At 51.8% G+C, this 13,364-nt stretch carries 15 protein-coding genes; 7 read left to right on the forward strand and 8 right to left on the reverse strand.

Translation table 11 applies throughout. The annotated features are described in order from the left end of the window. A partial coding sequence (locus tag AC6ESO_RS25800) for an exosporium glycoprotein BclB-related protein (RefSeq protein ID WP_497093902.1) occupies positions 1-913 on the forward strand: 913 nt, incomplete at its 5' end. Between the two features lie 156 nt (positions 914-1,069). On the opposite strand, the gene AC6ESO_RS25805 is transcribed toward AC6ESO_RS25800, so the two are convergent. The 4 genes from AC6ESO_RS25805 to AC6ESO_RS25820 form a co-directional block, all read right to left on the reverse strand. Beyond that, the gene (locus tag AC6ESO_RS25805; RefSeq protein WP_497093903.1) at positions 1,070-2,089 is read right to left on the reverse strand and encodes an SDR family oxidoreductase; all 1,020 of its coding nucleotides are present in this window, start codon (positions 2,087-2,089) and stop codon (positions 1,070-1,072) included. A gap of 63 nt (positions 2,090-2,152) precedes the next feature. Continuing rightward, positions 2,153-3,406: an FAD-dependent oxidoreductase gene (locus tag AC6ESO_RS25810; protein WP_497093904.1), complete on the reverse strand. Its 1,254-nt coding sequence runs from the start codon at positions 3,404-3,406 to the stop codon at positions 2,153-2,155. Positions 3,407-3,608: 202 nt separating this feature from the next. Further along, positions 3,609-3,977, reverse strand: a complete 369-nt coding sequence (locus tag AC6ESO_RS25815) for a DUF4180 domain-containing protein (protein ID WP_497093905.1) — start codon at positions 3,975-3,977, stop codon at positions 3,609-3,611. Between the two features lie 34 nt (positions 3,978-4,011). After that, entirely contained in the window at positions 4,012-4,143 is a 132-nt protein-coding gene (locus AC6ESO_RS25820; RefSeq protein ID WP_497093906.1) for a hypothetical protein, read from the reverse strand. A gap of 77 nt (positions 4,144-4,220) precedes the next feature. Between AC6ESO_RS25820 and trpB the strand changes: the two genes are divergently transcribed. Further along, positions 4,221-5,384, forward strand: coding sequence for a tryptophan synthase subunit beta (gene trpB, locus AC6ESO_RS25825; RefSeq protein WP_497093907.1), 1,164 nt, complete (start codon positions 4,221-4,223; stop codon positions 5,382-5,384). Positions 5,385-5,408: 24 nt separating this feature from the next. After that, complete coding sequence (locus AC6ESO_RS25830; protein ID WP_497093908.1) at positions 5,409-6,116, forward strand: histidine phosphatase family protein; 708 nt, start codon at positions 5,409-5,411, stop codon at positions 6,114-6,116. A gap of 49 nt (positions 6,117-6,165) precedes the next feature. On the opposite strand, the gene AC6ESO_RS25835 is transcribed toward AC6ESO_RS25830, so the two are convergent. Next, positions 6,166-6,852, reverse strand: coding sequence for a TetR/AcrR family transcriptional regulator (locus tag AC6ESO_RS25835; protein WP_497093909.1), 687 nt, complete (start codon positions 6,850-6,852; stop codon positions 6,166-6,168). 177 nt (positions 6,853-7,029) lie between these two features. Here AC6ESO_RS25835 and AC6ESO_RS25840 point away from each other — a divergent pair, with 177 nt between their 5' ends. Both AC6ESO_RS25840 and AC6ESO_RS25845 read left to right on the forward strand, forming a co-directional pair. Continuing rightward, entirely contained in the window at positions 7,030-8,481 is a 1,452-nt protein-coding gene (locus AC6ESO_RS25840) for a DHA2 family efflux MFS transporter permease subunit (RefSeq protein WP_497093910.1), read from the forward strand. A 111-nt stretch (positions 8,482-8,592) separates the two neighbouring features. Beyond that, complete coding sequence (locus AC6ESO_RS25845) at positions 8,593-9,399, forward strand: VOC family protein (RefSeq protein WP_497093911.1); 807 nt, start codon at positions 8,593-8,595, stop codon at positions 9,397-9,399. Between the two features lie 50 nt (positions 9,400-9,449). Here the strand turns inward: AC6ESO_RS25845 and AC6ESO_RS25850 are convergent, their stop codons facing one another. Together AC6ESO_RS25850 and AC6ESO_RS25855 are read right to left on the reverse strand one after the other, a co-directional pair. After that, a complete protein-coding gene (locus AC6ESO_RS25850; RefSeq protein ID WP_497093912.1) occupies positions 9,450-9,794 on the reverse strand; it encodes a zinc ribbon domain-containing protein YjdM in 345 nt (114 codons plus the stop codon). 86 nt (positions 9,795-9,880) lie between these two features. Next, positions 9,881-11,056, reverse strand: coding sequence for a YhgE/Pip domain-containing protein (locus AC6ESO_RS25855; protein WP_497093913.1), 1,176 nt, complete (start codon positions 11,054-11,056; stop codon positions 9,881-9,883). Between the two features lie 187 nt (positions 11,057-11,243). Between AC6ESO_RS25855 and AC6ESO_RS25860 the strand changes: the two genes are divergently transcribed. After that, entirely contained in the window at positions 11,244-11,852 is a 609-nt protein-coding gene (locus tag AC6ESO_RS25860; RefSeq protein ID WP_497093914.1) for a TetR/AcrR family transcriptional regulator, read from the forward strand. Positions 11,853-11,948: 96 nt separating this feature from the next. Here AC6ESO_RS25860 and AC6ESO_RS25865 read toward each other — a convergent pair whose 3' ends face one another. Beyond that, complete coding sequence (locus AC6ESO_RS25865) at positions 11,949-12,680, reverse strand: class I SAM-dependent methyltransferase (protein WP_497093915.1); 732 nt, start codon at positions 12,678-12,680, stop codon at positions 11,949-11,951. A 177-nt stretch (positions 12,681-12,857) separates the two neighbouring features. On the opposite strand from AC6ESO_RS25865, the gene AC6ESO_RS25870 reads away from it, so the two are divergent. Further along, positions 12,858-13,364 carry a Crp/Fnr family transcriptional regulator gene (locus AC6ESO_RS25870; RefSeq protein WP_497093916.1) on the forward strand — a complete coding sequence of 169 codons (507 nt, stop codon included), beginning with the start codon at positions 12,858-12,860 and terminating at the stop codon, positions 13,362-13,364.

The raw sequence follows: 13,364 nt of genomic DNA on the forward strand, positions 1-13,364 counted from the left end.
TGGCGCCACTGGCGCCACTGGTGATCCGGGTACACCTGGAGCTGCCGGGGCGACTGGCGCCACTGGCGCCACTGGTGATCCGGGTACACCTGGAGCTGCCGGGGCGACTGGTGCGACTGGTGCGACCGGCGATCCGGGTACACCTGGTGCTGCCGGGGCGACTGGCGCTACTGGTGCGACCGGCGATCCTGGTACGCCTGGTGCCGCTGGTGCCACTGGTGCTACTGGTACGCCTGGTGCTACTGGTACGCCTGGTGCTACTGGAGCGACTGGTGCTACTGGAGCGACTGGCGCTACCGGCGATCCTGGTACGCCTGGTGCTACTGGCGCTACTGGCACGCCTGGTACTGCCGGAGCAACTGGTGCCACTGGAGCGACTGGTATTGCCGGAAGCGGTGCTATCATTCCATTTGCTTCAGGGTTGCCTACAACAGTAGCAACAGTACTTGGCGGGGCCCTCAACACCTCAAGTCTGGTTGGCTTTGGCACTGCGGCAGCAGGTGTTACCCTTGTCGGCGGAACCACTATCGATCTTACAGGAGCGGGCGGCCTCTTACTGAACGAAGCATTCTCGGTTCCACGCGCGGCGACCCTGACCTCCATCTCTGCATATTTCAGCGTTACAACAGGGTTATCACTTCTCTCCACCGTAACCTTAACAGCTCGATTGTTCCAATCCACTACGCCTGACAATAGCTTCACTGCAGTCCCTGGGGCTGTCGTAACATTAGCTCCGCCTTTGACTGGCACTGTGAGCCTGGGCGATGTTAGCTTTGGGATCACGACTGGACTCAGCGTTGCTATTCCGGCAAATACTCGTTTATTAATGGTATTTAGCGCTGCGGTTACAGCAGGCTTAGATGTTGCAACTTCTGTTGTCGGTTATGCAAGCGCAGGGATCGCACTCAGCTAATACGGATAAGAATCTATAGCCATCCAATTAAAAGGCCCTCTTCATGGAGGGCCTTTTTTCTATGTTCCAAGCCTCAATATGGAGCTATAAACGACAACCAATAAGCCGCTTCACCCCTCACTGCTGAGAGGCGAAGCGGCTTATTTTCCAACTCGGCTACCCTTTAACGGACGCGATCGCCCCTTGCAGCGCATCGATCACCTTATCGCACCACGCATCGAATTCCGGATCTTCCGTTTGGCACTCCGGATGCGCGAGTACATGGGCTACGGTCTGTTTAATACCCTGATCAAAGCGCGTAGCAGCCACAAATTCAGGAACAAGCCGTTTGAGCTTCGCGTTATCGAACACGACGGAATTGGCTTTATCGCCAATCAATCCGCCTGTATAGTCTTCTTTGCTGCATGCTGCCAAGAACGCCGAGGACACATGAACCGCTTGAAGTTTAACGCCGAGCGCATCCGCGATGGCCGCATAGATTTGGTTCCAGGTTAATGTTTCGTCCGACGTAATTTGAACGGATTCCCCGATGGCATGGATGTTGCCCATTAAGCCAATGAAACCTTTTGCAAAATCGCGGTTATGGGTCATCGTCCACAAGGAGGTTCCGTCGCCGTGAATAATGACCGGTTTGTTCGCCAGCATCCGCCGGGCAACCTGCCAACTGCCCTTGCTGCCATGTACGCCAAGCGGGATGGAACGCTCATCGTACGTATGACTAGGTCGTACAATCGTAATCGGGAAACCTTGTTCCCGGTATTGTCTAATCAAATACTCTTCGCATGCGATCTTATTGCGGGAGTACTCCCAATAAGGATTGGCCAGCGGTGTGCTCTCTGTGACACGGTAATCCGACAGCGGCTTCTGATAGGCAGAGGCGGAGCTGATGAAGATGAACTGTTTGGTTTTGCCTTGAAACAACCGATAATCTCTCTCGAGCTGCTCCGGACGAAACGCAATGAAGTCTGCTACCACATCAAAGCTCAAGTCTTCAATCAGCTTGGCTACTTGTCCTTCATCGTTAATATCCGCTTGAATCACCTTTACATGAGCCGGCAAACCCTCGTTGCGAGTGCCTCGGTTCAACAGATACAGCTCACATCCGACGGTTTCCGACAGCTGCTTCGTAATCGCGGAACTGATGATGCCTGTTCCACCGATGAATAATGCTTTCATAAGCCACCTCCGAGAAGAAATAGAAAGATACTTTACCTATTCGATTTGCGCCATCTTACTCCTCTACTTGATGAAAAATTTGACCCCTTGCTTATGGAGCACTTGGTGCAGCACATCAATAGGAATATCCCGCATGACGCTTTCCTTCTCTAGCGAGATCGCGGCAGCGGCACCTGCAGCCTGCCCGAGCGCATAACATGTTGCTTGGACACGCATCGAAGACATCGCTACATGGGTGGCGGAGATCGAGCGCCCTGCCACAAGCAAGTTATCGATAGCGACCGGAATCATGCAGCGATATGGAATATCATAACCGCTGATTTCACGCTCATCTGTTGATTTCGATGCATCGGGACTATGAATATCGATCTCATAATTCGTTTGCGCGACGACGTCTTTGAATCGAACGCCATCGACCAGATCTTGTTCCGTTAATGTATAGAGTCCCTCGATTTGATTGGTCTCCCGAACACCGGTCTGTGAAGCGATATGAGAGATCATGTAGTTCTCAAATCCGGTCTTCTGCAAATAGTAAGCAATGGAAAATACTTGCTTCAATGCTTCTGTCTCCGCATAATTGACTTCTGCGATTTTTGCCCCATTCGCTTTGACCCGGGACATATTGACGAGCAGTGAGCCGCTGTTATTTTGCTCCCAATATAGTCTTCTCCCCTGTGGCAAATCCTCAACCGACTTATACTCATAGCACCCTTCCGGCAAGATCGGTGTCACAGGCTTTCCGGTATTGGTCATCGTGAACATCAGCGTCATGGGCTGCGTTAACCCATCCTCTTCCCTGCCGGAGCGATAAGGCACACCTGCATCGATGGCAACTCGGGCATCTCCCGTACAATCAATGAACCGCTCTCCTTCGAAAGCCTTCAACCCTTCTCTGGTCGACACAATAATCGCTTTAATCCGGCTGCCATCCAGAATCGTACCCACGAATTCGCAGTGATAGAAGACGTCTACCTTTTCCTTTTTCATTTTGTCGTTCATATACTGCCGAAGCAGGAACGGCGAATATTGCGGCGCGATGGACTGATCGTGGTCCGCCGGCAAATAGTCGGACAGCATATCCGAAATAATTTCCCGATAAACGCCGGTCACATTGCCGACTGGCATAAAAATGCTGACGTTGCCTAGCGTTCCCATGCCGCCCAACTGAGCCGATTTCTCAAGCAGAGCGACCTTCTTACCGCATCTTGCCGCACCGATTGCCGCTGCCGTACCGGCAGGCCCTCCTCCGATTACAACGACTTCCGCATGCATGTAGGTCTCGATTGTCCGCTCGAACGTATACGACTGATTCCCCATAGTGCTGCTCCTCCAATGGAAGGAAGCGCGAGTCTCCCGAACTCAACCGCCGCCTCTATATGATTATTATATACTTCGACGGAATCCACCGATTTACTTCTTTCCCATTTACTTCTGGGGTACTTTCTTCACTTACAAGCAAAAAGGCCGATCGGGAATCACTCAAACGATGATTCTCAGCCAGCCTTTGCGGGTATATGTTTTAATTTACACTATGGAGCACATCCAGCGCAGCTTGTTGATCATTCAGGAAAAACACCTGCTTGCCATGATTGCTCTCGTAGATGAAGTCCTTTAAGCTCTTGCTGTCGTAGCCTTCATAGTCCCCGACAATCGCCAGCTTCAATTGGTAATTCGTAAATTTCTGCAAAATGTCCCCGGCAATTCGAGTTTTAAGATCGAAGAAGTCTTCTGTTACATTGGACTTGCTCAGCAGTATTTTGTCGCAGTCTTCGTTGTAACGAACGGTTGCCATTAAATCCAGCGCACTTTGAACGTCTTCAATGAGAATATCCGGGCTTTCTATGATGGCTACCTTCGAATTCCCCTGCCGATGAACGGTTATATTCATCTGTACACGCACCTTCCCTATTTACCTGGCCACATTACCACTTCGCAATTACCCGCAGCTGCAGCACAAGCACAATACTATATCCCTTACTATACACGCCCAATTGCAGAAAATCCTCGTCTTTATCCGCCTTCATATTTTTCGGTTGAATTTCCAGTATTTGCAATGACAATCTCATGCAGTATGATACGATGTAAGAAATTCGCTTCATATCCCATATCCCGTATTGGAGGCGCTTTCAAGATGAGTGATACGCAAATGCAAGAAGGATACTTTGGTGAGTTCGGAGGCAGCTTTGTACCACCTGAATTGCAAGAGGTGCTCGATTATTTGAGTTCGCAATTCTACGCCTATAAGGATGAACCCGAGTTCAATGAGGAATTGCGCTATTATTTGAAAGAATATGTCGGCCGTGAAAACCCGCTTACGTTCGCTAAACAGCTTTCCGAAGCATGGGGCGGTCCCAAAATCTACTTGAAACGCGAAGACCTGAACCATACCGGCGCGCACAAAATTAACAACGTGGTCGGCCAAATCCTGCTCGCCAAGCGGATGGGCGCCAAACGCATTATTGCCGAGACGGGCGCCGGCCAGCATGGCGTGGCAACGGCAACGGCTTGTGCCATGTTCAACATGGACTGTGTCATTTATATGGGAGCGGAGGATACTCGGCGCCAGTCGCTGAACGTATTCCGCATGGAGCTGCTCGGTGCAACCGTAGTTCCGGTTCATAAAGGGCAAGGCCGGTTAAAGGACGCCGTGGACGAAGCGCTTAACGATCTTATCCAAAACTATAAAAACACATTCTATCTGCTCGGCTCCGCCGTTGGTCCGCATCCTTTCCCGACGATGGTGAAGCATTTCCAATCCGTCATCAGCGAGGAATCGAAGCGACAAATCCTTGAGAAAGAGGGCCGGCTCCCTGATGCGGTGCTCGCTTGTGTCGGCGGAGGCAGTAATGCGATCGGCGCTTTCGCCCATTACTTGGACGAGCCTTCCGTGCGGCTGATCGGCGTGGAGCCTGACCAAGCGCCTACCCTAACCGAAGGCGTGCCAAGCATCATTCACGGGTTCAAATGTTTGGTGCTGCTTGATGAGGAAGGCAATCCGAAGAAGACGTATTCGATTGCCGCAGGTCTCGATTACCCGGGAATCGGTCCGGAGCATAGTCATCTGAAGGTGTCGGAGCGCGCTGAATACGTAACCGTCAGCAACGAGGAAGTGCTGGCCGCCTTCCAAGAGCTGTCCCGCACAGAGGGCATTATTCCGGCGCTCGAAAGCGCGCATGCGATCGCTTATGCGAAGAAGCTCGCCCCAACCATGAGCAAGGACCAAATTATTATTGTGAATTTGTCCGGACGCGGAGATAAAGACGTTGAGCAAGTGTTCCACATGCTCAAGAAATAAAGGCATGATAACTGGAGGGAATCGATGAAGATCTACATCATCCGGCATGCAGAGCCCGACTACGCTAATAATACCATTACGGCGCCCGGCCATCTTGAAGCGAAAGCGCTGGCAGAACGGCTGTCCGGCACGAAGATCGATCGCATTTACAGCTCGCCGCTTGGACGAGCCCTTCATACGATGCAATATACCGCAGATGAAATGGGGATGCAGGCGACAGTCCTGCCTTGGCTTGAGGAGCTTGGCGGCTGGCAGATGACGAATCGAGACGGCAGTTCCATAGTCGCATGGAATGCCGACCACACTTGGGTTCGCGAGCATCGGCCGTTCCCTTCAAGTGACGATTGGCATAAGCGGGCACCTTATAATGCCCCTTCCTTTGCAGGCCGATTCCAAGAGATAAAGGATAACTCGGATCAATTCTTCTTAGAGAACGGCTATCGCCGCGAAGGCGGGCGCTATAAGATTGAGCATTCGAACCGAGATACAATCGCGATCTTCTGCCACCTGGGCTTCGGCCTTGCCTGGCTGTCGCATCTGCTCGAGCTTCCATTGCCGATGGTCTGGTCCGGCTTCTGGATTGCGCCGAGCTCCGTGACTACAGTCGTCATGGAAGAGTACGATCACGGATGGGCCGCTCCGCGCTGCTATGGCATTGGAGATGTCGGACATCTCTACCATGCCGCACTGCCGCTTAGCAGGGCGGGCTTAATCGCGAACAATATTGATTAACAGAAAGAAGCCTGCGGAGGATACTAACTCCGCAGGCTTCTTTCTCCTATTAGGCAACCCCGTAGGTAACCTTGCGCACCAGATGCTCAATTCGTTCCACCATCGACGAGTCATCGATCTGCGCATGCACGTCAGGCTTGAACAACTGCAGCTTCTTGATTTGATAATAATCGCCAATGGCGTTTCTTAGCGTTAGATTCTGCTTCATCAGACAATGCGGATCCAGCAAGTTACGGAACATCAGCTCGTCCTGCAGGATAAGCAGCGTCGCATTGAGCTCATGCATATAGCCCTCTTTCATGCCGCGTTCATAGAACCTCCGCAGCCGTTCATTGCGCTCGCTAATGGCGACATTCAGAGAAGCCATCAATTGTGGATACACCTCGCGCATATCGTTGAAGAACACTTCCGTACTATAGTTGGCAATAAGCAGCGATTGGGCGAAAGCGGACTGAAAGCCATCAATGTAAGCCTTACTGTCGCCTTCCGCGAGCTTCGCTTCAGCGCAAACAATATATTTGATAAAGAGTGCAGTTAATCGTTCGATAATTTCGTCGCGGGAAGTGAAGTACTTATATAACGTTGCTTTGGACAAGTCCATGGCTTTAGCGATGTCGTCCATACGAAGTCCCTGAAACCCGTTCGTTTTGATGGGATGCAGCAGCTTGGCTACGTATTTATCCTTCGTGGATTCATCGGTGTAACGGCAGCTTTGCGTTTCGCCTGTCGGTTCCATAAAGCGCTCACACTCACTTTCTTCCTTCCTAGTATACACAAACTTAACATGAAAATAAACAAATTAGACAAAGTAAACTAAAAACAATAAAAGTAGTTTACTTTGTCTGAGTATTGCAGTATGATCAACTCTACAGTAGGCCAACGGCCGTTATTAAGATTGGAGTTGAGTTCGTTCATGGATCATTCATCTGTACCGAATGTTCGTTTCTGGCCCATTATGATTGCGATTTTCTTTGGCGCCTTCCTCAGTATTCTGGGTATCAGCACGATTAACGTCGCGCTGTCGATCTTTATGCAAGACTTTCATGCAAGCTTGAGTACGGTGCAGTGGACACTGACCGGCTTTATGCTTTCATTAGGTACCGTCGCTCCGCTGACAGGATATCTGGGGAACCGATTTGGCTACAAGAACGTGTACCTGTATGCCATGGTCGGCTTTGTCGTGTTCTCCTTGCTGTGCGGCTTCTCATGGGGGATCGGTTCGCTGATTACCTTCCGTATCATTCAAGGTATCTTTACCGGCTTGGTTTTACCTGCAACGATGACAATCATCTTCCAAGTGATTCCGAAGGAGCGGCAGCCTTTCGCCGTTAGTATCTGGGGACTTTCGGCGATGCTTGCACCCGCATTTGGACCGACGATCAGCGGCTGGCTCATCCAGCAGTTTAGCTGGCGCTGGCTCTTCTTCATCAATGTGCCGATCGGCATTATTGCCATTGTGTTTATTGTCGCGATGATTCCGAACTATCGTATTGGCAAGGCCACCAGCTTGGATAAAATCGGCCTGGCTACAGTCGTTCTCAGCAGCGTATCGCTTCTTGTCGCATTAAGCCAGGGACGTCAATGGGGCTGGGATTCCAGCAAGACAATAGGGCTCTTCGTATTCGGGGCCGTCATGCTTGTCTTGTTCATCTGGCGCGAGCTTCGTACAGACAATCCGCTGCTCGACCTGCGGGTGTTCGGCAATTACCGTTTCTCCATCACGTTGCTGGCCAATACGATCATTACGATCAGCCTTTATTCCGGAACGCTGCTCGTTCCGCTCTTCTTGCAGAATGTTCAGCAAATTACGCCGATGGATACGGGCTTAATCCTGCTTCCATCCTCGCTGATTATGGCGCTTTCGATGCCGCTGGCCGGTAAAATTTATCCACGCTTCGGTGCCAAATGGCTGACGATCGGCGGACTCGTGCTTATCATCTTCGGCAGCTACGAAATGACGCATATGCATAATGACACCTCGCATCTGTACATCATTTTCTGGATGGCAGTACGTAACCTCGGGGTATCATTCGCCGCGGCTGCAACAAGCACAGCAGGTATGGAAGAAATTCAACCGCAGATGGTTGGGCATGCTTCCTCGGTGACGAACTGGATTCGTAACGTAGGCGGCTCCTTCGCCATCGCGTTATTCACGTCCCTGCTTGCCTCGCATACCATTACGCATGTGACCGAGCTGACGGCAGCCGGTACCGAGAATGCACAGCTCATCCCGCTGTTTGGGTTTACAATGAGCGTGAATGACGTCTTCCTGGTGGCAACGTATATCGCTGTTGCGGCGCTGCCGTTCACCTTCTTGATTCGCAAAAAAGCACGTCGCACGCAGGCTACTGCGGTAGCGGCATAATCATAGTGGCGTAGAGGGGCATCTTCCTCTGCGCCGCCTTTTTTTATGTTAAGGATTGCCGATTTTACATACATAAATATATTATAAGTGTATAAAAGGAGGCGGATCGTTATGGTGACACACTTCTCCCGTTTGCAGCTGCAAACCTTCTCGATTCAAGGCGTGAAGCAGTTTTATCATGAACAGCTTGCTATTCCCATTTCATATGAGTCGGACACCGAGATTCACCTCCAGCCCACACCTTCAATCACGCTTTGTTTCACGGAAGGACTTGCGCCTAACGCACCTGTGCATATCGCCTTCGAAGTATCGACTTCCGGCTTCGGTGCAGCGGTAAGCTGGCTTAGCGGTGAGAATGTAGCGCTCCTCAAGTGGCCAGACGGCCGCATCGTGGATGAGTTCGGTACGGGAAGGAACGTGTATTTCCGCGATGGTGACGGCAACCTGCTCGAAATCATCTGCCACTCGTATGTGCAGGAAGGCGTTCTGCCTCCGATCGGGGACATGAGTCTCCTCTACCTGCGGGAAGTGGGCTTTCCGGTGGAAGCAGACGCCGTTATCCCGTTTCGGGAGCAGCTCGTGCGGCTGATGGGCTTTCAGCTTGATAAAGTTTTTGATAATTTCACGTTTGCCATAGGCGGAACGGCTCATGCGGTCATCGTGTCGAAAGCGCGCAAATGGATCCCGATTGCGATGACGGCACTGCCGCCCGCAATGAGCATAAGCTTCGGTGTGAGCAGTATCGCTTTTCTTGAAGAGGTCAAATCGCGATTGGCTGCCGAGGGTATTCCGTATGAATGGGATGCGGATGATCCGGAACGCGTCAGCTTCCAGCTCTACTCGTATCCGATTTGCCTGGAGCTCACCGACTTTGAAGCAGATGCTCCGGCCCGTCTGCACTTGCCGCTCGCCAACTAACAAAGAAGCGCCTGCTCGTAATGAGCAGGCGCTTCTTTGTTGCGGCCGGACTAGATTTTTTTCACAAATTCCGATTTCAGCTTCATGGCGCCGAACCCATCGATTTTGCAGTCGATATCGTGATCGCCTTCGATTAACCGGATATTCTTTACCTTCGTGCCAATCTTGACTACCAGGGAGGTTCCCTTCACCTTCAAATCCTTGATGACCGATACGGAATCGCCGTCATTCAGAATATTGCCATTGGCGTCTTTAATAATCCGGCTCTCATTGTCCGCTTGCTCGGCTTCCGATGCCGGGCTCCACTCATGCGCGCATTCCGGGCAGACGAACTGACTTCCGTCTTCGTACGTGTATTCAGAGTTACATTGGGGACAATTGGGTAGAGTAGACAAGGTTAGAGGCTCCATTCATCGCATTATTCTCCGTACATCTTGTCACAGTACGTCTGAAATGGCAAACAACCTTGCCGCCACCTCCATTACATAGCTCTATCCAAAGCCACCGCTTTCTTCCGATGTTTAAGTACGGATGCGGCGGCAACCAGCATGCAAATGCCGGACATCCAGCCAAGCACCCGGTATGTGCCGTTCATGTTTGTACCGTCGAAGTACATCACGGATCGCAGGCCCGTAGCGACAAACCGCAGCGGAGTCCAGCTGTACAGCCAATCCTTCGCGGCAGTCGGCAGCATCTCGGGCGCCATATTAATGACCGGCATCGAGAAGAAGAATAACAGCACCATGATCGGGATAGCCGGCATGCCAATCCAGCGCAGCAAGGTGGTTTGGAACAAGAAGAATGCCGAACCGGCTAATAATAGGAATAACCAAAGCTGCGTGCGATCCGAAAGCTCCATGCCGTACCAGGAGCCCGACATCCATACGAGGAAGGCCGTTGCACCCGTTACGATAACAAGGCCCGTTATAAGCTTTGTCACAACAATACGCATATGTCCGCCACCGGCTTTCACCGCTTGCTGTGACGCCAAGAACAACGTGATGCTGACTGCCAAGCAGCTGAGCCACATCATCTGCGTAAGCAGCAGCGGTGCATTGCCACTGGCATTGTTGGCACCTACGGGATGCACAATCTGCGAGCTGACGGTAAACGGATCAAGCAGCGCACTGGCCGATTTTACCGGGATAGCTTCGGTATGCTTGCCGAGCTCTTCCAGCATCTGCGCCGACAGCTGAGTGCCGACCGTATGCATCGCTGCCTGCAGCAGCATGTTCACTGTCCCCGCAACCTGTGCGTTCTTCCCTTCGCTGACATAGATCTGCAGCTGCGCAGGATGCGGCGCAGCAGATTGCAGCGAGAGCAGGCCCGCGCTTAAATCAGCCGGCAAGATCAGTGCGCCGTAGTAGTTCTGCTCATCGAGCCCTGCCAATGCCTCTTCTTTGGAACTCACGATCTCCCACTTAATCGGCAGCTGTGTTTGCTCGGCCATCTTCTCCTTTAACAGCTCTCCAACGTCCAGCTTGGTTCCGTCCGGCTTATCGACCGGCTGATCCAAGACGACCAGGGCAACCGGAAGCTCTTTCGGAGCTGCTCCCGCAGCAGGCCCAATCATCGCTACCCCGAAAACCATGAGCACAGCCAGCACGGCAACCGCGCCAATCCATACTAATTTCTGTTTTAATAAATGTTTATGCAAATTCGCCACTCCCTTAATGGACATCCTGTTGAATAATGATCACTGTGTTTATTATAATGAATTCAAGAGGGAACTCAATAATCAAGATTAGTCGCTTATGTCGCTTATTCAACACATGACAATACTGCTGTTCATTTTGAGATAAAAATTCATCGCCGTGCATGCCGGAAAGGGGGAGTTCGATCCCATGACTACGAAAACCGATCCCCGCATTGAGCGGACGAAAGACATGCTGCGCAGCGCACTGATTGCGCTTATTGAGGAGAAAGGCTTCGAATCGATTACAGTTCGAGATTTGACGCTCAAGGCCGGCCTCAACCGGGGAACCTTCTATTTGCACTACAAAGACAAATACGATTTGCTCGAGCAATACAAAATGGAAATCTGGAGCGGCTTCGAAGAACGCGCCAAATATGCCGATCCGATGCTGCTGCTCCATTATGCGGAGCGCGATGAGCCCTATCCTTTTATCGTGGATGTCTTCCGTTTCTTGGAGGAGAATGCGGCTTTCTTCAAAGTCATGATTGGCCCCAAGGGGGACCCCTCCTTTATGCAGCAGTACAAAGAACTCATGCAGAAGCATCTCTATAACAAGCTGATGCAGCTGCAGACCGAGGATCGCAAGCTGCTCGTGCCGCGCGACTATCTCACGGCTTATGTGACTTCCGCTAACCTCGGCGTCGTGCAGCATTGGCTGGAAACCGGCATGGCCCATTCGCCGATCGAAATGGCCCTGCTCATTTCGCGCATCACGCGCCGCGGCCCGCTGCGCGCGTCCGGAGCGCTGGACTTGTAGTACTCCCTCTCTTCGAAAAAAAGCTGTCCCAGAAGAGACATAAGATGCTCTTCCGGGACAGCTTTTTTGTGCAGGCAAGCATTAACAAACCAAATACTACTTCACCACAGCAATCAGCAGGAATATGGGACGGCGCGTTTCATCCCGCATATCCGGATAGGCAGCGAGCGCTTCCGGCGTAGGTTGCGGCTCAGACAGTTTCTTTATGGTGAAGCCGGCCTCGATTAGATCGTTGATTATCGTGGAAACCGTACGATGGTATTTCACCACATCGTTGTCCAGAAACCTCGTTTGACGCATACCTTCCTGTTGATAATCATCAACCGGCCAGTGCATCCGCTCCCCTTCGGGACTGTAGTGCCAATCCTGTGCAGCGCGTGCGGTGAACACCGGATGCTCCACCGATAGGATAAAATCGCCTCCGGACACAAGGTACTCGTAAACCTTGCGGCAGACGATATCGAAGCGCTCGACGTAATGAAGCGCAAGCGAGCTGATGACTACATCGAACTGCTCTGCAGCGAAATCGATATCCTCAATCGCGAGCTGGCGATACGCAATGGCCGGGTCAGGCTCGAATGCCATCGCCCGCGCAAGCATCTTTTCGGACAGATCCACGCCGATTACGGAGCTGGCCTGCATCTCGCGGGCATACCGGCAATGCCAACCGAAGCCGCAGCCCAGATCGAGCACCCGCTTCCCTTGCAGATCAGGCATAAGCGCCCGCAGCGCCGGCCACTCCCCGGCTGCCTCCAGCCCCCCGATCGAGCGAGCCATTTGATTGTATTGGGCGAAGAAGTCCGGATCATCGTATTTGTTCTGTTTCATCTGAGGCGTCCCCCTATTACCAAATTACTTCAAGTATAGATAGCGGAAACGTTAGGGTACAAGTTTTTTGTTGCCGCATCATTGCGCGCCATGGAGATCAGTTCCTCAGTTCCACTATAGATCGGTTATACTAGAATAAAAAAATGCCGGCAAGCACCGGCATTCACTGAGGTCACTATGATCATACACAAAGGCGAAACCTTATTCCGTCAGGGAGAATCCGGTCCCCTCTACCGCTTAAAGAGCGGTTTACTGAAAATTGTTCGGGTCCATCAGGATGGCTCGCAGATCTTGGTCAACATTATTGTACCGGATGAAATCATTCCGCATCATTCCTTAATCAGCCCTAACCCTTACTATGGGACTGCAATTGCACTCGTCACTTGTGAGATCGAGTGTTTACCCGCCGAGGAATGGTACGACGAGCTTGAGCGGAATCCGGCGCAGTGTCGTGATATCGCCCTTAAGCTGCAGGATAAGCTGCGCATGATGCAGCAGCGAATTGACCAACTAACTGAGATTGCGCCGGCGGAGAAGCTGCGTAAACTAAAGGCTTGGTTTCAGGCTTATATCTCTCCGGATTCTCTAACGGATCTGCTGACTCAAGATGAAATCGGGCAGTTTCTCGGGCTGCGGCGCGAAACCATTAATCGATTGCTGCGCAGCCAGTCGGAGTCCAAGTAA

This window comes from Paenibacillus rhizoryzae (genome assembly GCF_059686995.1).